This is a genomic window from Gordonia asplenii (genome assembly GCF_012933505.1).
Taxonomy (GTDB): Bacteria; Actinomycetota; Actinomycetes; order Mycobacteriales; family Mycobacteriaceae; genus Gordonia; species Gordonia asplenii.
Map to the genome: position 1 here is coordinate 1 of NZ_JABBNB010000045.1, position 21,516 is coordinate 21,516.

The following is a 21,516-nucleotide window of genomic DNA, read 5'->3' on the forward strand; positions in this document are numbered from 1 at the left end:
GGTAAGCCCATTGACACTGACCTCAACACCCACTGCTTCTCCTCCAGACGATCTTCCCCGGGAACTTGGCCCGCAGAGTGGTGCACGTTGTTATGCATGAACCTTGTGGTTGGAGTCACTCTAACGTACTGACATACTTCACCCCTACTTAACTAGGGCAAAGCACGAAGTTGTGGTCAATTGACCTTACTTGCCAGTAGCACCTTAACGACGCCTAAGAGTAACCCAAGACACGCCTGCTGCCAAGCCGTCAATGTCCAATGACACGATCGCCTTTTGGACTCTCGTCACAAGAATGTGATGGGCGCCATAGGGTAGTGAATAGTCCCAGCTCAACGGCCCAAAAGACAGCACGACGCCCCGTGTGTCACAGCAGTCACACGGGGCGTCGAAGCAGGTCTGAACCCGCAGAGATCTAGGCGATCAGTCTCACTTGAGCGAGACCTTGGCGCCTGCCTCTTCGAGCTTGGCCTTGGCAGCCTCGGCGGCGTCCTTATCGATCTTCTCCAGCAGAGCCTTGGGAGCGCTCTCGACGAGGTCCTTGGCTTCCTTGAGGCCCAGGCCCGAGACGATCTCGCGGACGACCTTGATGACCTGGATCTTCTTGTCGCCGGCCGACTCGAGCACGACGTCGAACTCGTCCTGCTCGGCAGCGGCCTCGGCGGCGGCCGGAGCACCGGCAGCGGCGACGGCGACCGGAGCGGCCGCGGTGACCTCGAAGACCTCTTCGAACTTCTTCACGAAATCGCTGAGCTCCAACAGGGTCAGTTCCTTGAACTGATCGATGAGCTCGTCAGCGGTGAGCTTCGCCATGGTGGCGTCCTTCCGTTAGTGCCCCAACAGGGCGGTAGTTGACTCCCCGTGTTGGGGGATCCATCTCCGCACGAGCGGAGATGAGGGTTTTGGGTGGCTGAAAATCAGGCCGAGGATTATTCCTCGCCTGCCTCGGCCTTCTTCTCCTGCAGAGCCGCGGCGAGACGCGCGACCTGCGATGCGGGCTGGTTGAACAGCCCAGCGGCCTTTGCCAAGTTGCCCTTCATGGCACCGGCGAGCTTGGCCAGCAGAACCTCTCGGGTCTCCAGGTCGGCGATCTGCTCAACCTCGGCGAGGGACAGCGCACGGCCGTCCATGTACCCGCCCTTGATGACCAGAGCCTTGTTCTCCTTGGCGAAATTCTTGATCGCCTTGGCAGCCACCACCGGCTCACCTTCGATGAAGGCGATCGCGGTCGGGCCGGTGAACAGCTCGTCGAGTCCCTCCACGCCCGCTTCGGCAGCGGCACGCTTGGTGAGGGTGTTCTTGGCGACGGAGTAGGTTGCGCCCTCACCGAGGGACCGACGCAGCGTCGAGATCTGCGCAACGGACAGACCACGGTATTCCGTGATGACTGCCGCCGACGATCCCTTGAACTGCTCAACGATCTCCGCGACTGCGGCGACCTTTTCGGACTTGGCCATACTTCGCCTCCTCTCTAATCTCGAAGTGAGTGGTCCGCCAGGTCCGCCGGCGTCGAAGAGGCGAAATGCAAAACGCCCCATGCGCAGAAGCACGGGGCGTAGGCGCGCGGCACGACTGTGCTGCAGCGCAGATCCTCGTTCATCCTGCGTGGGTCGTCGGCATTGCCGAACCTTCGTGCAGATCGGTCGGATCTGCAGACCAACGGTCTTTGGTGAACCCGCAGCGTCACGCGGATGCATGACGTAGCAAACAGATAGGCTACCCGACCATGGGGACCCCTTCCAAATCGTCGTCGGAGCTCAGCGCGAACGAGCGTGCGTCGATCGCGCAGCAGAACATCGTCGAACGCCATCTCGCGCACGCCTTCGGGCTGCCGCTGACTCGCATCGGCCATATCGCCTGGCCGATGCCGCCGCTTCGGCGCCGCAAGGGCATGTGGCACTACTGGTGGCAGGCGCACCTGACCGACCTGTTCATCGACGCCGCCCTGCACCGACCAACGCCCGACGCCGTGAAGACCGTCGATCGGATGTTGCGCGGCATCAGGATTCGCAATCTCGGCCGCTGGACCAACGACTATTACGACGACATGGCGTGGCTGGGCCTCGCCGCCGAGCGGGCCGAACGGCATTTCCACCTCGGTCGCGAGGGCGCGGTCCGGGTGCTCACCGGTCGAATGCTGGATTCCTGGATTCCTCAGCGCGGCGGCGGAATCCCTTGGCGCACACTGGATTTGTTCTTCAACGCGCCGGCGAACGGCCCCGCCGCGATCCTGGTGGCGCGCACCGGCCACACCGAACGCGCCGTCGCGATGTGCGATTGGATCGACCGCAACCTCGTCGACCCGACGTCGCACCTGATCATCGACGGCATCACCCCAACGCCCGAATCCGGCTCTGACACAACGAAATTCAAGAAGTCGCCGGAGATCTACGGGTACTGCCAGGGCGTCGTACTGGGCGCCGAATGCGAAGCGTATCGGGCCACCGGCGACGCCGTGCACGTCGACCGTATCGCCCGACTCCTCGACGCCGTGGAGCAGCATCATCTGCGCGACGGCGTGATTCCCGGCGGCGGTGGCGGCGACGGCGGCCTGTTCACCGGCGTTCTCGCGCGGTATCTGGCGCTGCTGGCTACGGACCTTCAGGGCGATCACGACACCCTGCCGGGCCTGCGGGAGCGCGCCGCCCGAATCGTCACCACCAGCGCCGACGCCGTGTGGGCCAACCGGGCGGTGGACTCGTCGGGCCGAATCTTCTTCGGCGCCAACTGGAGTAAGCCCGCGCAGATCCCGACGTCGTCGGGCGCCGACGCCGAGTTCGTCGGCGGCGCGGTGAACTCGTCGCAGATCCCCGAACGGGATTTGTCCGTGCAGCTGAGCGGCTGGATGGCACTGGAGGCGGCTGCCGCGGTGGAGTTGGGGAAGGCGGAGATGGGGTGAAGGGTGACAATCGAACGGGACAGAAAGCAGGCAGGCCCCAACAGTTGACGGGGAATTCGGACTTCTCGGCGAGTTCAGCCGTAGACAACCAGATGAGTCATCGCCAAGTCTTTGGGCGCGACACCTGCACACTAGGCGATCAACAACCGCCGCTTCCGAAGCTCCTCCGCCAAGCGAGGAACCGGCGTATTCGACCTCAGCCACTTTGCGATCGCCTCGCGTTGTGTCTGGTCAGACTCGAATTCAACGCCAAGCCGATTCAGCAAGATTGCCAGCGACTGCGGAGCACCTGATGGTTCACTGAAGAACGGGTGGTCGTCGACAAAGCGACTCACGGCGCTACCTCCACAACGAGCGTGGGAATGTCTCCTGATGTATCGACGCCGACGATACGCTGCATATTTCCGGGTCGCAAAAGAACTTCCGCTTGATACCGCGAGTCAGGCCGACCGACAGATGCGAGCCACCCAACCATCGTTCCGGCACCCAACATCATGCGCGAGAGCACCGCTCCGCCCGACATCTCGGGCACCGTGAACTCGTCTGTGACGACCTCGCGGCGAAGTGAGACAGAGACGAATCTATTGATCCGCACAGAGGTCCCAATCAGCTGGCCGAGTTCGCCCGATCGCAGCCCGTAAGCATCGATTGACGATCTCACCCCGCGCCAAGTCGTGTACGACCTCTGTAACTTGTGGGTGGCCGCGGCGAGCAACAGGCCCGCTGCATCGACAGCCTCGGGATCATCGATGCCGAGTGTCATCACAGCCTGAACTCGCTCATAGAACCGATCACGACCTTGCCATCGCAAGATCGCTCGACGCTGGTCGGCCGTAAGCGCGGTGGCCCAGTGTCGGACCTCGCGATCGAGGATCGCAGTGTCGTTACCGTCCACTGCGTCGTTCGACATCAGCAATCCTCTCGGGCACCATGAAGCTATGGGCTGTCGGTTTCCCGGATTTCGGGATGATCCAGCAGCGAGTCTTCTGTCGGCCGAAGAGATTTCATGCGCCCCGCGCGAGCGGGGATGGCCGGCCGACAGCTCATACACCAAGATCAGCACATGATGACTCTCGCCGCACACTGAACGCAGTAAGTCTACTGTCTGATACATCTACTTCGAGGACACCGCTCCAGCTTTCAACACTGCAAAATGTGTCTCATGTCCCACAGGCAACCACGCGCCACTGACAATCCCGCCGCAACGCTGTCCCCCCAAGCTCGATCCCTCTGGGCTAAGGCCGACGCCACCACGGGTGAATCGATGCGCCTCCATCAACACATGGAGGACGCAGGGGGTGTCACGGCTTGGCTGTGGGATCACGTCTGTGCGCCTCATCTCAAACAGCGGATCGCCGCCGACCTCGGGGATGACGAAGCACTCGCCCGACGAGTCGTGACCTGGCTCGCCGCCGCGCATGATCTGGGAAAAGCGTCGCCGGTGTTCTGCTCAGGCCGCGATCCCGTAGTCGCAGGTCTCGCGGACCGCATCTGCGCTACTGGCCTCACCATCAACGTCACCCCCGACGAACGTCGAAAACTCCCCCACTCCGCAGTCTCGGAGTTGGCCTTACGCGATTGGCTCGCGGGTCGCCACCGAATGTCGGTGAAAACGGCGAACACCTTCGCGGCCATCCCCGGCGGTCACCATGGACGCTACCCCACTCACGAACAACTCAAGCAGCGAAATCCACGACTCGACGGCGACGACGCTTGGCAGACAGTCCAATTCGAACTCGCCGACTTCTGCGCGATGCTCGCCGACATGTCTGACGGTGATTTCGAGACCCTCAGCGGACACCCTCTGACGCAGCCTGCAGCCATCGCCATCACTGGACTCGTCATCATGGGCGACTGGATCGCATCCAATGTCGAATTCTTCGAGTTCGTTCCGAAAACCGTTCAGGCACAACGCGTTCGGCGCGCGATGGAGCGCCTCGCCCTTCCCGAGCTGTGGACCCCCAGTCCCCCGACGTCGAATGCCGAACTCTACGAGACCCGCTTCGACATCGACAATCCCCGCCCGATGCAGTCGGCCCTACTCGATCTCGCTCGCACAATCGAGGAACCCGAGCTGATCGTCGTCGAGTCTCCGACAGGCGAAGGCAAGACTGCCGCCGCGTTGGCCGCCGCAGAGGTCCTAGCGGAGCGCTTCGGACTGGGCGGCATTGCATTTGCGCTTCCGACCCGCGCAACGTCGGACGCCATCTTCAGCACCGTCACGAAATGGATCCCGGTGACCCTGGGCTCATCTGACACCTCGATCGCCCTCGTGCACAGTACAGCCAAGTTCAACGACGACTTCACCGAGATTCCGAAGTCCAGTCACATCTACGACGACCTCGACGACGACTGCATGGGCGAGGCCATCGCCCACTGGTGGCTGTCTGGACGCGGAAAGACCGCGACATTGTCGAACATCGTCGTGTGCACGATCGACCAGGTACTACTCGCCGCACTTGCCGCGAAACACGTTGTGCTGCGCCAACTCGGGCTCGCAGGCAAGGTCGTCGTCATCGACGAGGTTCACGCCGCCGACACGTTTATGACCGAGTATCTGAAGTCTGCGCTCATGTGGCTGGGCGCATTCGAGGTGCCAGTCATCGCACTGACCGCGACCCTCCCGCCGGCGCATCGGAACGCGCTGGTGAACGCCTACAACAAGGGCCGCAAACGACGCTCGCTCACCGTCGACAGCTCGGCGTACCCGGTACTCACCCACACCGGCACCGCGGGCTGCGATCACCTGACCTTCGCCGCATCGTCCCGGTCGTCGTCGGTGACGATCGAAGAGCTGAGCGGCGGCCCCGAAGATATTGCGGCACAGGCTCTCATCGAAACCACAAACGGCGGACACGCCGCGATCGTGTGCAATACCGTCACGCGTGCGCAGGCGGTCTATCGCGACCTGGCGGCAAGTGCGAGTGACGAGGTCGAGGTCGTACTGCTTCACTCGCGCTTCGTGCTACCGCACCGGCTTCGCATCGAGCACAGCCTGCGGGAACGCCTCGGCCCGGGCGTCGTACGTTCTCCCACAACAAAACTGATTGTGGTGGCGACTCAAGTGATCGAACAGTCGTTGGACTTGGACTTCGATGTCATGTTCACCGACATCGCGCCCGTCGACCTGATCATTCAACGAATCGGGCGGCTGCATCGCCACGACCGCTCAGACGACGAACGCGCGCCGAAACTACGTAGCCCCCGCGTGATCTTGACCGGATTCGAACGATGCCCCGACGACGCTCCGCGCCTCGATCGCGGATGCGCCCTCGTCTACGGAGCCTCGAGCTTGCTGCGTGCCCTTGCTGTTCTCGACGACCACCGGGCTCGCATCGGACCGCTCCGTTCCCCCGACGATGTTGCAGTGTTGGTCACCGAGGCATACCGCGACGACCTTTCGGCACCACCCGGATGGGACGAGGCATGGGCAGCTGCGGAGAGAACTCGTCGAGCCGCCGACAACGACCGTGCCGAACGTGCACGCGGCTTCGCACTTCCGGCACCCAGGCGCGACTCGCTCATCGACTTCGCTACCGTCAGCGTCGGCGACACCGACGGAGAGAAGGGCATCGCACAAGTCCGCGACAGCGAAGACAGCATTGAAGTGGTTGTCGTTCAACGAAACTCACGACGGCGCCTGGTCCCCACAGCATGGTCCGACATCGATGCCGACCGCGACCTGGACCTCGGTCCGGAGATCGACGACGACGTGGCCCGAAAACTCGCACGCGAAGTTGTCAGACTGCCGTCGTACCTTGGCCGCGGGAGAAGCGGAGACGATCTCATTGAGGAGCTGGAGCAGCAGATGGTTGACAGCTGGCAGCAGTCGCGGTGGCTGCGCGGAATGCTTCCGCTCATCTTGGATTCGGACGGCCACGCGGACGTTTCGGGTCATTCGCTCGACTACGACCTCGAACTCGGGCTCATCGTCGACTACCAGGAGGCACTATGAAATTCAACTTGGTCGACGACCCATGGATCGTCGCGCGAACCGTCTCAAACACACCGACCACCGTGTCGCTGCGCGAGCTGTTCCACCGCGCGGGCCAGTTGACGAGGGTAGCCGGCGAACTTCCGACACAGGACTTCGCGGTACTACGGATCGCTCTTGCAGTGCTGTACCGCACACTGTGGCTTCGAGACGAGACCTACGACGACATCGATATCGGTGAACTGTGGAGCGCAGAAGCGCTGCCCCTGACCGAAATCGATGCGTACCTCGACTCGTGGCGGCACCGGTTCGAGTTGTTCGACGCAGATCAGCCGTTCATGCTGGTTCCCGATCTCGTGACCGCGTCGGGCAACACATCTGGGCTCGAGGCGCTGGTCGCCGGTTCACCGGGAGTCGGCAGTCTCTTCACGATGCAACAGCACGTCGACTCCCTCACACCTGCCGAAGCTGCCCGCTGGCTCATTCATTGCCAGGCATTCGACATCAGCGGCATCAAGCCGGGAGCCGTCGGAGACGCGCGCGTCAAGGGCGGCAAAGGCTATCCTCTCGGCATCGGTTGGGCAGGCTGGTTGGGCGGACTCACCGTCGAAGGATCGACGCTGCGCGAAACTCTGATCCACAACTTCGTACCGCCAGAACACGAAGATCCCGACGACCTGCCGCTGTGGGAGCTCGCACCGCTGACCGCGGCGGAGCGACAAGGCGTCGAGCCGCACGGCCCCATCGGACTGTTCACCTGGCCGATTCGCCGAATCCGGCTGTACCACAACGGCACTCACGTAACCGATGCGTTGATATCGAATGGCGATCCGGTCCCCTACTGGCGGCAACAAGCAGTCGAACCGATGTCAGCGTGGCGATACAGCGACCCCCAGACGAAGAAGTACAAATCAACGATATTCATGCCTCGCCAGCATGACGCCGGTCGCTCGTTGTGGCGCAGTCTCAGCGCACTCCTGCCCGCCGATGCCGCTAACACCGGCATGACCAAAGATGGCACACCCCTTGCCCTCCCGGCCCGGTCGTTGCGAGCGCTCGCCAAGCGTGCAGGCGAACAAGAGATACCCGATCACGTTGTCCGACTCCGCTCCGCGGGCATCGAGTACGGGCCGCAGAACAGCACGTACTCCGAGCTCATCACCGGCGGCCTGACCTTTCACCCGACCCTCGCAATGCCGGGGAGTCTCGCCCGAGTGTGCGTCGACGATGCGCTAGATCGCGCCGACAAGGTCGCGCGAGCACTCGGCTCACTGGGCGGCGACATCGCTATCGCATCCGGCGGCGACGTCGAGCCTGCACGAAGCATCGCCCGCGAGCGCGCCTACACCATTATGGGAGCGCTCTTCAGCGAGTGGCTGCCCACCGTCACCGACGACAACGCCGACGCGCGGTTGACAGTCTGGACCGAAGTGATCCGGCGGAAGGTATCGGAAGCTGCCAGGCAAATCGTCGACAACGCGCCTCCTGCCGCGCTCGCGGTACGAGAAGTCAAGGGCCACACCGTGTCCGCCGGCACTGCCGATCTGTGGTTCAAGAAAAACATGGACTACGTTCTCGGCGAGCCAGCGCCCGAACCTCCCATGCCATGAACAGCCGACAACCGACTATCTCGAAGGAGATCCGTTGACAACATCCACCCCGGAACCTGCACCGCCTGACGCACCATCACAAACCGAACTCGCCGCGCATGTCGCAAAGCTGGCAGGCCGACTACAGCACGGCGCCATCACAAACCTGGCCGGACCTGTCGCGGATCTCGCACGACTGCGTCGAAGCCTAGATGCCGCGGCCGGCTCCGACCCCGTCGTGTGGCGAATCATTTTCGCGGGCTTTCCAGAACAGCCAGATGAGCCGCTACCCAGTCGGGGCGAGTACGCGGCATACCTGTCTGTCTGTCTCTTCGCCATTCACCAACAGTCGAAGAACACCCAGATGCACGGGGGTGGACGAACCCATTGTCTCGGCCGCGCAATTCGTCAACTCGCTCAGTCGGGCACTGATGCCGAACCCGACGGCGCGATCGTCAAGCGGTTCAATGCGGTTGTCACCGCAGACGATTTCAACGAGGTGATTCATCATCTGAGATCCCTCGTCGGGCTGCTGCGGGTGAGCTCGATCCCCCTCGACTACGGGTTGCTCGCCGACGATCTCTACCAATGGCAACTCAGTAGCAAACGGTCGGGTGTCCGCCTGCGCTGGTCACGTGACTTCAGCCGAGTACCGCGCGTACCCAAGACCGGCCTCAACACCGACAGCCCCGACCCCGACTCCACCAACGACTAAGGACACACCATGAGCCTTTACCTCGACTTCCATGCCATTCAGACCGTTCCACCCGCCAACATCAACCGCGACGAGGACGGCAGCCCGAAGACGACCATGTTCGGCGGCCGACGTCGCGCGCGGGTGTCCAGCCAGGCATGGAAGCGTGCTATCCGGCGAGACTTCGCCAACCACCTCGACGAATCGGACCTTGGGGTGCGGTCACTGCGCATCGTCGACCAGGTCGCCGCGTGCATCGCCTCGCTTGACGAATCCTTAAGCGAGAGAGCAGAAGAACTGGCGGTCGGAGCGGTTACCGCAGCGGGTATCAAGGTCGAAAAGAACAAGGCGCGCCGCAACGACCCCGCCGAGGACTACCAGAAAACTGGGGCGCTCCTATTCCTCAGCAACCCACAAATCGACGCACTGGCCGAGCTGGCGATCCGATCAGGTGGAAAGCCTGACCGAAAAGACGCGAAAGCTGTTCTCAGCAAGGGCAATTCGATCGATCTGGCCCTGTTCGGCAGAATGATCGCAGACTCCCCTGACTTGAATGTCGACGCCGCCGCGCAGGTTGCCCACGCGATCGGAGTGCATTCTGTCGTGCCCGAGTTCGACTATTTCACCGCGGTCGATGACAAGTCCCCAGATGACAACGCGGGCGCCGGGATGATCGGCACCGTCGAGTTCAATGCATCGACGCTGTATCGCTATGCCACGGTGAATGTTTCGGCATTGCGGGCAAATCTGGGTGACGACGAGGCCACCGCCCGCGCCGTCGAGGCTTTCACGCGTTCGTTCATCACCTCGATGCCGACTGGAAAGCAGAACACTTTCGCGAACCGAACTGTCCCGGAATTCGTGCTCACCGTCGTCCGCGACGATCAGCCGATCAATCTGGCCGGCGCGTTCGAGAACGCTCTCGATGAATCCGGTGACCGCGCGAAAGCTGCTGCTGAACGAATCCTCGCGAAGGCCAAGGTGATTCACGACGCATTCGCACCCCCGGTATCGGCACAGGTGATCACCACCACCGACGTCACCGTACCCGAGGAGATGGCAAGCTCCACCACACTGCCGCGTCTTATCGCCTCGCTCGGCGATGTGGTGCTCGGGCGGTCCGGGGCGTCCGCATGACAACGCTCCTGATCGGGCTTGAGGCTCCGCTGCAATCGTGGGGCGACTCGAGCCGATTCACCGAACGTAAGACCCGGCCAGAGCCCACGAAGAGTGGAGTTCTCGGACTTCTCGCGGCGGCGCTGGGTCGGCGCCGAACCGACCCCATCGAAGATCTGGTAGCGCTGACATTTGGGGTCCGAACCGATCAAGCTGGCGAGCTGACGCGAGACTTTCAGACCGCAATCGATTGGCGCACAGGAAAATCCAAGCCGTTGTCCCACCGCTACTACCTCGCCGACGCTAAGTTCGTCGCAGGCATCGAAGGTAGTGAGACGCTGATAGCCGGAATAGCGGAGGCGCTCATCCGCCCGACGTTTCCGTTGTATCTGGGACGACGTTCGTGTCCGCCGGCAGGTCCGATGACGACGTCGATTACCTCCACACCGCTATCGCAGGCACTCCGAGAGGCAGAATGGACGGCGTCGGCGCGGCATCGCGCCAAGCAGGCGAGGTCAGTGACACTGCCGATCGTGCGGGATGCGGTGGCAGGCGACGAGGTCAGCGAGACCATCCGCGACACGCCGGTGTCGTTCGACCCGACCGATCGGCAGTACACGTGGCGCAACGTCGTCTACGACGTCGTGCACATGCCGAATCCCGATTCCACGTCGAAGGGCTATGACTGGCTGGCCGCACTGGGGGGCAATTGATGTACATGTCGAGAATCGCGTTGAACAGGCGACGTCGAGGGGCGATGAAGCTGCTGACCAACAGGCATGCGATGCACGCCGCCGTGATGTCGTCGTTCGCACCGGGCACCGAGACCACCACCGACGACGGCCGGGTGTTGTGGCGCGTCGACCGTGACGGTGAAGAGTTGAACCTGCTCATCATCAGCCCGGCCAGGCCGTGTCTCGTCCATATCGCCGAACAAGCCGGCTGGACCACTGAAAACACCTGGGCGACAAGAAATTATGCGCCCTTCCTCGCCTCGATCGAGCGAGGTGGACGCTACCTGTTCCGAATGGTGGGAAATCCGACGCACACCCTGTCGGACGGCAGAGGTAAACGGGTCGTCGCACATCGGACCGTGGAGCATCAACGAAACTGGTTGATCGGCAAGGGCGCGCTGGATGGTTTCGAGGTCGCTGCGTCGAGCGCCGACGGCGGGGCGCTGGCGCTCGAACTGAGCGAGCGCAGCGTCGAAACTTTTCGGCGGCAGGATAGAACTGTTCATCTGACGACTACCAGGTTCGACGGTGAGCTCTTGGTGTCCGATCCTGATGCTCTGCGCCGCGCATTGACGCACGGTGTCGGACGCGGAAAAGGCTACGGATGTGGCTTGATCACGTTGTTGCCCAAGGAATCTGCGTGAAATGAAGGAGATCCCGGGTACTCGCCCAAGCCGGCCGAGCGAGTTGATGCGAGTTCGCGGCGGGTGGAGCAACGCCTCGAAGGTGCGTCGAGCCAAACGACGAAAGTTAATGAGAGTCCTGCTACCGTCCCACTGCGGCGCAGGTCAGCAAGTGTGCGCCCCACGCGAGCGAGGATGATCCCTGTGGGACGACATGGGGTCAGCAGTGGCCGGAGTGCGCCCCGCGCGAGCGGGGATGATCCCGGAGCTTCCCACGGGACCGCGAAAACAAACGGGTGCGCCCCGCGCAAGCGGGGATGATCCGGCGCGGCCGATGCGCGCGGAATAGGCCCGATCGTGCGCTCCGCCCGAACGGGGATGATCCCGACGCGGTGGAGATCATGCGCGGCGGGGCCGAGTGCTCCCCGCGCGAGCGGGGATGATCCCCCCGCGTCGGCGCCCGCCGACCGCATCGCCAGTGCGCCGCGCCCCGCGCGAGCGGGGATGATCCCCATTCGCCCAGTCCGTCACACTCTTCGCACACGTGCGCCCCGCGCGAGCGGGGATGACCCGAACCCGAAGCTGCGCTCCAATGCACCCGCCGCGTGCGCCCCGCGCGAGCGGGGATGACCCTAACGACCCGTTCCAAGCGTTGCGCGTGCTCATGTGCGCCCCGCGCGAGCGGGGATGACCCCCGGGTGCCCTGCCACGCGGATGTCTTGTTGGAGTGCGCCCCGCGCGAGCGGGGATGACCCCTGCCCGCGTGGTAGGAGGCCGGACAGCACCGAGTGCGCCCCGCGCGAGCGGGGATGACCCGTGCGGCCGCACGGGGCTGTGCCACTTTGCACAGTGCGCCCCGCGCGAGCGGGGATGACCCCGAGGCTGACGATGACTTTTACGGCGACACTGAGTGCGCCCCGCGCGAGCGGGGATGACCCGGTGTGGGACGGCGGCGACCAGAAGAGCGCAATGTGCGCCCCGCGCGAGCGGGGATGACCCCTCTCAAGGAATCCGGCGCGGGCGACGACCTTGGTGCGCCCCGCGCGAGCGGGGATGACCCTGTCGAAAGCCACTGCGCGCGAGTCATGTTCGCGTGCGCCCCGCGCGAGCGGGGATGACCCGTTTCACGATGCCCACTCCTGGCGCCCAGATCGGTGCGCCCCGCGCGAGCGGGGATGACCCCGCGTATATCGGCGTGTTCCTGGTCGACACCACGTGCGCCCCGCGCGAGCGGGGATGACCCCAACTGTTCTTGCCCAACATCCGGCGAGCTCGCGTGCGCCCCGCGCGAGCGGGGATGACCCCTACAGTTTGACTAGCCCGATTACAGAATCGCGGTGCGCCCCGCGCGAGCGGGGATGACCCCTCGACGCGGTGCGCGCACAGTGCCAGCGGTCCGTGCGCCCCGCGCGAGCGGGGATGACCCCCGCGAGGGTTGACGCTCAACAAGGGCACCCTGGTGCGCCCCGCGCGAGCGGGGATGACCCCGCGAACAGTTGCGGCGTGTCGCGCACGACCTCGTGCGCCCCGCGCGAGCGGGGATGACCCCGAGGCCACCAATAGCCTCATCGACTTGCTGGGGTGCGCCCCGCGCGAGCGGGGATGACCCTCGTGGCGCGAGGTGCGGGTTGCCGAGGGAGTTGTGCGCCCCGCGCGAGCGGGGATGACCCGTGCGGCTCAGCAGGCCGTTGACGCCGGGGTAGGTGCGCCCCGCGCGAGCGGGGATGACCCCGGCCAGCGTCGAAGGCTGCTGGGCGACGATCGGTGCGCCCCGCGCGAGCGGGGATGACCCCACGATCAAGTCCGGCGCGATGGACTTGCTGAAGTGCGCCCCGCGCGAGCGGGGATGACCCCACGCTGTCCCACTCGATCTGACCGGTCAGCGTGTGCGCCCCGCGCGAGCGGGGATGACCCCGTCGCAATGTACGAGCCGGGCCAAGACATCTCGTGCGCCCCGCGCGAGCGGGGATGACCCCGATTCTGGGAGGGTGTGCGCGCGGCTTTGATCGTGCGCCCCGCGCGAGCGGGGATGACCCCGCATCCATCGCCGCCTGGTGCCGTTCGACGGGGTGCGCCCCGCGCGAGCGGGGATGACCCCGCGGGCGCCAACCGGCCGATCGACTCACCGAAGTGCGCCCCGCGCGAGCGGGGATGACCCCAGGCCCGCAAGGACCTGCAGGACTGGTTGAAGGCGCGCCCCGCGCGAGCGGGGATGACCCCTGCAACTCGGCCGCGATGCCGGTGAGATCGTCGTGCGCCCCGCGCGACCGGGGATGACCCCGTCTTCGCCGCGCTCTTCTCCAGCGCATCGAAGTGCGCCCCGCGCGAGCGGGGATGACCCCATGCGAGACATCGACCCGCCGATTCCGCCGGCGTGCGCCCCGCGCGAGCGGGGATGACCCCCTGCCGCCGGCCGCACTCATCCTGCTCGACGAGGTGCGCCCCGCGCGAGCGGGGATGACCCGTTGCCGCTGTTTCGCGACCGCCCAGTTGTTGGGTGCGCCCCGCGCGAGCGGGGATGACCCGGACCGGCCATGAGTGATCTCGTCATGCCGTGTGTGCGCCCCGCGCGAGCGGGGATGACCCCGGCGATGTGATTGGCGTGTGGTTGCGATGGGGTGCGCCCGCGCGAGCGGGAATGACCCCGACAGGTAGTCTCGTTTCTTCGCCCCTTCCGCGTGCGCCCCGCGCGAGCGGGGATGACCCCGGGCCGAAGGTATGGCCGACCTCGCCGACATGGTGCGCCCCACGCGAGCGGGGATGACCCCGCCTATATCGGCGTCTATGCAGTCAATAAGACGTGCGCCCCGCGCGAGCGGGGATGACCCTTAAGGGCTTCTATGATCCGAAGACGGGGAAGTGTGCGCCCCGCGCGAGCGGGGATGACCCCCTCCGGCTGGTATGCCGTCGAAGCAGAATCGGGTGCGCCCCGCGCGAGCGGGGATGACCCCGTGATCGCATTCGCCTGGAATAACGTGATTAAGTGCGCCCCGCGCGAGCGGGGATGACCCCGTCAAGGCCTCGACGTATCCGGGTCACCAGGAGTGCGCCCCGCGCGAGCGGGGATGACCCCATCCCCGCCAGCTCGCCACGGTTCGAAACCCGGTGCGCCCGCGCGAGCGGGGATGACCCCGGCGACACCTACACGCTGAGCACCGACACTGTGTGCGCCCCGCGCGAGCGGGGATGACCCCTGTATCGTTTGAAGCAGCGTCTTGGTGTGGGTGTGCGCCCCGCGCGAGCGGGGATGACCCCCGGATCGGCCACGATCTCGGCGTCTGACGAAGGTGCGCCCCGCGCGAGCGGGGATGACCCCCGGAGAAGATTGCTGTAGCGAACGAGAAGGGGGTGCGCCCCGCGCGAGCGGGGATGACCCGTCGGATCAGTTCATTAAGGCCACTTCCGCTGGGTGCGCCCCGCGCGAGCGGGGATGACCCGTCGCATGGAGATTGATCCGAGCTGGCCGTCGAGTGCGCCCCGCGCGAGCGGGGATGACCCTGTGACCGGTGACGCGCAGAAGAAACTCGATCTCGTGCGCCCCGCGCGAGCGGAGATGACCCGTCGCCTCCTGGGTCGGTGACTCCCGAGGGCGTGCGCCCCGCGCGAGCGGGGATGACCCCCATCCGTACAGAGTCGACAGGACGCTGCCCCAGTGCGCCCCGCGCGAGCGGGGATGACCCCAACGGACCAGCAACAGCAGTAGACGCGGCATTGTGCGCCCCGCGCGAGCGGGGATGATCCCAACGTGGCGCCTATCTTGTATAGACGCCTAATGTGCGCCTCGCGCGAGCGGGGATGATCCCGTTTGGTCCTCCGACCCGACGGCGCCGATGAAGTGCGCCCGCGCGAGCGGGGATGATCTGGCGGCCACGGTCATGGGATGACCCACCCCCGGAATACGCCCACCCCACCCAAACGTTGAAACAAACACAGAGAACCCGACATTTCCCCCGACGAAAGCAGAAATATCCCGCCCCCAGCAAGCACCAGAAACCTAACCCCAGTAGCCCACGACCTGCCTCGACACCAAATTCACAGCCTTCTGCAAGCACGCAGCTAGCACTGGTCGCCTAACCTCGATAGAAACCGATACTCGACTCACCGAACGACATCACCCCAGCGCATCGTGTCATTTGTCCAACTGTCAAAAACTGCAGCTAGCGGCCTTTTGGGGCACTCTCGTTAACAGATTCACACCAAAAAGCGACCACCTAGTTAGCGCAGCGCTACCCCGCGTGGGCTAGAGTTCGCTAGAACCAGTTCGAGTGACGCATGCCACAGCTGATCTTCACCACAGCGAATCGGCGTCGCACAGCTCGATCCGACACAACGAGGTGATGATCCGATGACGTATCAGCTCGATACGCCCGGCCGGCGCGCCAACGCGCGCAGTGCCCGTCGCACGTCTGCTTCCCCTGCGCCACGCGGCGCGCTGCAATCCCTCCCCCTCGGCGACCCCACCGGCGGCGCCGACGCCATCGCCTGGCGCAAGCTCGTCGACGGCAAGCAGCGCTATCCGCGCGTGCACATCGACCGTGCCGCTGTCATCACCATGTCCGACGGCGTGCGCCTGCGCGCGACGATCGTCCGCCCCGCCAATCGCTTCGGACAGCCCATCACCCGGCCCTACCCGGCGATCGTCAACATCAATCCGTACAACCGCGCAGTCCTCGGCGGCCTCGACAAAACCCTCCACGCACCGGTCCTCGGTCACGCGATCACCGCGGCGTCGGGCGCCATCGACGGCACCGGCACCGCGCTGGAAGGCGTCACCCAGCTGACCCGCACCGTCGCTGGGGGTGCCCTCGACGTCTTCGGCATCAACCGCAACTTGGTCCGCAGCGGTTACGTGCAGGTGATCGTCGACGTCCGCGGCACGGGCGCCTCGCAGGGCAAGTGGCAGATCCTCGGCGGCCGCGAACAGCAGGACTCCGTCGAGATCATCGACTGGGCCGCCACGCAGTCGTGGTCGACCGGCAAGATCGGGCTGGCCGGCTGGTCGTACTCGGCGATCAACTCGCTGCAGGCCGCCGACAAGCGCCCCGCAGCGTTGGGCGCGGTCTTCGCGATCGAAGGCTGCGACGACATCGTCCGCGACATCTACATCACCGGCGGCATGCCGTCGGCGTTCATCCCCGCCTGGCTGTCCACGGTCAACATCCTCAAGTGGGTGCCCAACCCGTCCACGCCGGTCCGCGACCTCGTCCGCGGCGACACCGTCCGCTGGCTGCGTGACCGCATCAAGTCGCCGATGACCGAAATGCCCTCCCTCGGCTGGGGATTCCTCACCGCCCGCGACGATCGCATCTTCGACGACCCCTACTTCGACGAGCGCGACCCCAAGGTCGATCAGATCGACGTCCCGACCTTCACCGTCGGCGCCTGGCACGACCTGTTCGGCCACAGCGCCACCAACGTCTACAACCATCTGCGGATGGAGCCGGGCCGCAAGCAGGTCATCATCGGCGACGGCTACCACTTCGACGTCGGCTCGGGCTTCGGCGGCAAGTTCACCCCGCCGCGCCTCGACGTCCTCGAACGCGCCTGGTTCGACCGTTGGCTCAAAGACGAAGACAACGGCGTCGAGCACTACGGCCCGGTCACCATGCTGCAGCAGGGCGGCGCGTGGACCTCCGGCGAGAGTTTCCCCCGCCCCGGCGTGTCCACTCAGCACGCGTTTCTGACGTCCTCGGCGTCGACGACGGCCCCGCACAGTCACTTCGACGGCTCACTGAATCCGACTGCGACGCAGTACTTCTCGTCGCACAGCCTGCGCCCCAACCTGTACGGCTTCGCCTCCCGCGACACCTCTCAGGTGACTGCGGGCGCCACCATCGCGCTCGGCAAATCGTTCAGCGTCGACGCCCGCATGCAAGAACGTGGCGGCCTCACCTTCACCTCCGCGCCGGTCGCCGAAGCGGTGTCGATCAGCGGTTCGATGAACCTGCACCTCAACGTGGAAACCTCCGGGAACGAGGGCATCTGGGCGGTGACCGTCAACGACGTCGCCCCCGACGGCCGCTCGACGGTGCTCACCAACGGGGCGCTGACGGTATCCAATCGGGCCATCGACGAGACGAAGTCGACGTACGACGCTGACGGCAATCTCATTGCGGCACACCACTATTTGACCCGCGAGGCCAAACTTCCGGTGCCCGCCGACCGTCCCGTCGAGATCGACGTCGACCTCGTCCCCACCGACGCCATCCTCGAGGCGGGTCACCGACTGCGTGTCGACGTCTACGCCGCGAGCATCCCGCGCTACCTCACCGTCATACCGGACCTCATCAGGGCGCGCGGACGCCACCAACGTCTCGTCCTCGACCCCGACCGCCCCAGCTACCTCACACTGCTGGCCAGCGGACCGGTGGCATAACCCAAGCGCACCGCGAACCGGCGTCGACTCCCCAGCGGAGTCGACGCCGCCGGCGTCTACGACCCGCTTGCCGGTTGAGTCGACGGCACGACGCGCGGTGTGCTCGGCACGACGTTGGGCTGGGCCGCCTCCGCGGCCTTCTCGTCACGCGTCTTCTTCGCGTTGGTGCCCAGGTACAGCAGATACACCAGCAGCCCGATGAACCCGAACGTCCGCGTGCGCTTGGCCAGCAGTGCGGTTCCGACCAGCGTCTCCAACGTGCCGTTGACGGTGACGAACCGGTCGGTCTGCTCGGGGAAGGCGGTGCGGGTCAGCGGCACGAACAGCTTCGGCGCGGCGAAGTGCAGCAGGCCGGTCCCCGCGAGTCCCGCTCCGGCGATGCGCGTCCACCCGTCGAAGCCCAGCGTCGACGACGGTTCGACCACCCCGTCGAGAACTTCCGCCGCCGGCTCATCGCTCGACGCCGTGGACTTGCAGCGGTTGGACAGCACAGACATATCTGGGGCCTTTCGTCGGTGAGTTCGGCGTTTCGGACGCCGCTGCTTCCACCCTAGTGCCCCGCGGGCACACCTACGCGTCGCGTCGCCGCACCACAGCTATCGCCGCCCCGAACACCAGTGCCGCAAAGACCGCGAAATACCCGAGCGACACATAGGCATTCCAGTGGTAGGCATCGGCGTCGGGCGCCGCGTTCAAGAAACGTGACCCGTTGCGGAACGGCAGGAACGGCCCCACGGCGGGCCCGACCTTGGGCAGCACCGCGAGGATCGACTCGGCGACGAGCATCCACACCAGAATGATCACCACCGCCCCCGCGGTGTGCCGGATCAGCGCGCCGACTCCCACCCCGACGATCACGCACAGCAGCGCCCAGATCGGTGTACCCCAGATCTGGCGCAGCGCAACGGAATCGCTGAATGAGACGTTGCTCGACGCCGGGGTCAGCACCGCGGCCACACCGAGGCTGAGCGCCGCGAGCAGCGCGGTCAGCACCGCTGCGAGCGCACCGAACACCACGGCTTTGGCCACCAGCACCCGACCCCGCTGCGGCGTCGCCACGAATGTCGTACGGATGGTGCCGAACCGGTACTCACTGGTCACCGCCAGTACCGCCATGATCATCAGCACCACGACGCCGAATTGATTGAGCCCCAACAGATAGTCGGGCACCCGCAGACCGGTGTCGCCCGCGGCGTTGGCCGCGACCGCGCCGAGCAACGCCGCGATGCCGACCGACAGCACCGCCACCACCCCGACACACCAGTACGGCGACCTCGTCGAGGTCAGCTTGATGTACTCGGCGTGCGTCGCCGCGACCAGAGCCATCTCGACCACCTTTCGCTCCTCGCCAGCCACCCTACGGCGTCGAGCACCGCGAACGCGTGATCAACGCACACCCGCATCAGACAACAGCACGCGGTAGGCGAACTCCGCCTCGGGCCCGAGTACCAACCCGACGAGGGTGATCAGCGTATCGACGAACCCTCGACCGTGGGCCGGTCCGCCGGACGCGTCGAGATGATGTGCGAGCTCATGCAGCACCACGAGTTCGCGCAACGCCCACGTTCCGGCGGCGGAATCGGGGATGGCGATCTCCCCGCCGAGCTCGGCGAGACCCGGATGCCCCGACGTCCGGTATTCGGCCGCCCGATGACCCCGACGCGCACGGACCGTCACCGGCACGTCGGCCCGCTCGAAGGTGCTTCGCACCGACGGCATCGCCAGCACGTCGCCGACGTAGCGGGTGATCGAGGCGACCGACGCGAACTTCGCCTCGGCGGGCAGAGTCAGCGTCGTGCCGCCGATGCTGGCCGTGTGCGAGGTGCCCGCACGGTCGAAGAGGTTGTGCACCAACTTCTCCGCGGCGTAGAAGGCCGCGCGTCCGGTGTCGCGTTCACTCACGCTTCCAGCGCACCCCGGCTGGTCCCGAACTCACGGTCGGCGCCGATCTTGGCCCGACGCCCAGCCCGGTCACCCGCCCGTCGGGCGCCCTCGGAATACCCGGCCGACGCACTCGACGACCGCCAGTTCCCGCGCGCGGTGGACTTCTCCCGATAGAAGTCGCGCACCTCGATCTCCTTGTTACGCAAGGCCAGAGCGGTCGACGCGGAGGTCTTCGGCCCGTCCGCGACCGTGAGCGCCTCTTCCCGGGCGGCGTCACGGGCGTCGGACAGCCGCAGCCCGATCCGCGCGGCGAACGCCGACTGGAAGTTGAGCCGCGCGGTGATCGGCGACAGCTGCGTCTCCTCGACGACCTTGCGGGTGCGCCAGCCATAGTCCCTGGTGACGACGCGCTCGGCGGTCTCGGTCTTGTACGCCCCCGACTTCAGGTACGCGTCCGACGCCGCGACCATCTGGATCACCAGCGACGTGTAGAGCGCCTCGCAGGTGTCGATGTCGGACTCGAAGCCGTAGGCGAGGACGAAGGTGGAGTTGTGCGCGACGTCGACCGTCACGTCGTTGGCCGACGCGATGACGGCGAACAACTGCACGTAGGTCTTGAGTCCACGTTTGCGAGCTACGCCGATGGTGATCTGCCGGGAGACGGGCGTGGTGTTCTTGCGAGCGGCCGGGTCGTGGGCGCGGGCGAGCGCCAGATCGATCGACGCCGCCGTCGCCAACCGCTGAGCCGCCTGCATGAAGGTCTGGGCCTCATGCTCGTTGTCGGTGCCCTCCGCCTGGCGCAGCAGAGCCGAGATCTTGGAGAGTAGTTTGTCGTCGCGCATGAGTCTTAGACTACGAAACCGGCCGTTCGGTTCCATTTTCCCCAAAGAATTTTCCGCGCCCACCGAACTCTGCCGAGAATCTACCGACTGCCGAGCACTATGCCTGGCACCTATTCTGCGGATGTCTCCGTGCCCGACGCCGCCGCCCCCGCCCGCCAATCACGCAACCCGATCGCGTTGACCCACAGCCGAGTCGCGGTGAACACGAGCGCCTCCATCCCGGGCCGCACGTCGTCGTCCGCCCACAGGTCGGCGTCCTCGAGGGTGAAATAGTGATACGCCATCCGCGAGACCATCGCCGAGAGCGCACTGGCCGCCATCGCCGGTTGCAGGTCCGGGTCGGCCAGGCCGCGCTTCTGCAGGTCCTCGATCCGTTTGGCGTTGCGCCGCATGAACAGTTCGGTGCGCTCCCGACGTAGCCGCCGGAAGTCGGGATGGGTGGCCGCGACCTGATCGAGCACCACCATCAGCTGCGCGTTGCGCGCGTACGCCTCGAAGTACGCACGGTTGGCCGCCGCGATCACCTCGGTGGGATCGTCATCGTCCACTTCGACGTGCGGCTCCCCCGGATGCAGCATGTCTTCCTGGGCATCGGCGAGCACCGCCTGCAGGATCTCCTCCTTGCTGGCGAAATAGGTGTAGAACGATCCCGCGGCGACATTGGCCTGCCCGGTGATGTCGATGAGCCTCGACTCACCGAAACCGTCGCGCTCGAAGATCACGCGGGCGGCGGCCACCAGCGCCGCGCGGGTACGTTCCCCGCGCGGCGTCAGTGGTTTGGCGCCGGTCGCATTCGTGGTCGCTCCGGTGACGTTCCCGGTCACT

General features: G+C 65.5%; 16 protein-coding genes and 2 CRISPR repeat arrays. Of the genes, 8 read left to right on the forward strand and 8 right to left on the reverse strand.

Going from position 1 to position 21,516, the window contains the following annotated elements; genetic code table 11:
- Positions 1-429: 429 nt before the first annotated feature.
- Complete coding sequence (gene rplL / locus HH308_RS27235; protein ID WP_170197432.1) at positions 430-813, reverse strand: 50S ribosomal protein L7/L12; 384 nt, start codon at positions 811-813, stop codon at positions 430-432.
- A 116-nt stretch (positions 814-929) separates the two neighbouring features.
- Positions 930-1,457: a 50S ribosomal protein L10 gene (gene rplJ, locus HH308_RS27240; RefSeq protein WP_170197433.1), complete on the reverse strand. Its 528-nt coding sequence runs from the start codon at positions 1,455-1,457 to the stop codon at positions 930-932.
- Between the two features lie 269 nt (positions 1,458-1,726).
- Between rplJ and HH308_RS27245 the strand changes: the two genes are divergently transcribed.
- Positions 1,727-2,899 carry a glycoside hydrolase family 76 protein gene (locus HH308_RS27245; RefSeq protein WP_170197434.1) on the forward strand — a complete coding sequence of 391 codons (1,173 nt, stop codon included), beginning with the start codon at positions 1,727-1,729 and terminating at the stop codon, positions 2,897-2,899.
- Positions 2,900-3,230: 331 nt separating this feature from the next.
- On the opposite strand, the gene HH308_RS27250 is transcribed toward HH308_RS27245, so the two are convergent.
- Positions 3,231-3,809, reverse strand: a complete 579-nt coding sequence (locus tag HH308_RS27250) for a hypothetical protein (protein ID WP_170197435.1) — start codon at positions 3,807-3,809, stop codon at positions 3,231-3,233.
- Positions 3,810-4,061: 252 nt separating this feature from the next.
- Between HH308_RS27250 and cas3 the strand changes: the two genes are divergently transcribed.
- From cas3 to HH308_RS27285, 7 genes are all read left to right on the forward strand, one after another.
- Complete coding sequence (cas3, locus tag HH308_RS27255; RefSeq protein WP_281363031.1) at positions 4,062-6,854, forward strand: CRISPR-associated helicase Cas3'; 2,793 nt, start codon at positions 4,062-4,064, stop codon at positions 6,852-6,854.
- A complete protein-coding gene (gene casA / locus HH308_RS27260) occupies positions 6,851-8,443 on the forward strand; it encodes a type I-E CRISPR-associated protein Cse1/CasA (protein WP_170197437.1) in 1,593 nt (530 codons plus the stop codon). Before cas3 ends, casA begins: the two co-directional genes overlap by 4 nt.
- 34 nt (positions 8,444-8,477) lie before the next feature.
- Positions 8,478-9,137, forward strand: a complete 660-nt coding sequence (gene casB / locus HH308_RS27265) for a type I-E CRISPR-associated protein Cse2/CasB (RefSeq protein WP_170197438.1) — start codon at positions 8,478-8,480, stop codon at positions 9,135-9,137.
- 9 nt (positions 9,138-9,146) lie between these two features.
- Positions 9,147-10,253, forward strand: coding sequence for a type I-E CRISPR-associated protein Cas7/Cse4/CasC (cas7e, locus tag HH308_RS27270; RefSeq protein ID WP_170197439.1), 1,107 nt, complete (start codon positions 9,147-9,149; stop codon positions 10,251-10,253).
- On the forward strand, positions 10,250-10,945 hold the full coding sequence (gene cas5e, locus HH308_RS27275; RefSeq protein ID WP_170197440.1) for a type I-E CRISPR-associated protein Cas5/CasD: 696 nt from the start codon (positions 10,250-10,252) through the stop codon (positions 10,943-10,945). Before cas7e ends, cas5e begins: the two co-directional genes overlap by 4 nt.
- A 5-nt stretch (positions 10,946-10,950) precedes the next feature.
- Positions 10,951-11,610 (forward strand): type I-E CRISPR-associated protein Cas6/Cse3/CasE, encoded by a 660-nt coding sequence (cas6e, locus tag HH308_RS27280; RefSeq protein ID WP_281363032.1) that lies wholly within the window; start codon positions 10,951-10,953, stop codon positions 11,608-11,610.
- A gap of 153 nt (positions 11,611-11,763) precedes the next feature.
- Positions 11,764-14,176: direct repeats of the CRISPR family, unit length 28 nt; unit sequence GTGCGCCCCGCGCGAGCGGGGATGACCC.
- Positions 14,177-14,267: 91 nt separating this feature from the next.
- A CRISPR array of direct repeats spans positions 14,268-15,391; the repeat unit is 28 nt; unit sequence GTGCGCCCCGCGCGAGCGGGGATGACCC.
- A 543-nt stretch (positions 15,392-15,934) separates the two neighbouring features.
- A complete protein-coding gene (locus HH308_RS27285; RefSeq protein ID WP_170197442.1) occupies positions 15,935-17,965 on the forward strand; it encodes a CocE/NonD family hydrolase in 2,031 nt (676 codons plus the stop codon).
- A gap of 56 nt (positions 17,966-18,021) precedes the next feature.
- Here the strand turns inward: HH308_RS27285 and HH308_RS29610 are convergent, their stop codons facing one another.
- The 5 genes from HH308_RS29610 to HH308_RS27310 all read right to left on the reverse strand — a co-directional run bounded on the left by HH308_RS29610 (position 18,022) and on the right by HH308_RS27310 (position 21,515).
- On the reverse strand, positions 18,022-18,462 hold the full coding sequence (locus tag HH308_RS29610; protein ID WP_211188915.1) for a DoxX-related protein: 441 nt from the start codon (positions 18,460-18,462) through the stop codon (positions 18,022-18,024).
- 73 nt (positions 18,463-18,535) lie between these two features.
- Positions 18,536-19,291: an ABC transporter permease gene (locus HH308_RS27295; protein WP_170197462.1), complete on the reverse strand. Its 756-nt coding sequence runs from the start codon at positions 19,289-19,291 to the stop codon at positions 18,536-18,538.
- A 60-nt stretch (positions 19,292-19,351) separates the two neighbouring features.
- Entirely contained in the window at positions 19,352-19,867 is a 516-nt protein-coding gene (locus tag HH308_RS27300; protein WP_170197443.1) for a TIGR04338 family metallohydrolase, read from the reverse strand.
- Positions 19,864-20,691, reverse strand: coding sequence for a DUF2786 domain-containing protein (locus tag HH308_RS27305; RefSeq protein ID WP_170197444.1), 828 nt, complete (start codon positions 20,689-20,691; stop codon positions 19,864-19,866). The genes HH308_RS27300 and HH308_RS27305 overlap by 4 nt, the downstream gene beginning before the upstream one ends.
- Positions 20,692-20,801: 110 nt before the next feature.
- A complete protein-coding gene (locus tag HH308_RS27310; protein WP_170197445.1) occupies positions 20,802-21,515 on the reverse strand; it encodes a TetR/AcrR family transcriptional regulator in 714 nt (237 codons plus the stop codon).
- Position 21,516 lies beyond the last annotated feature (1 nt).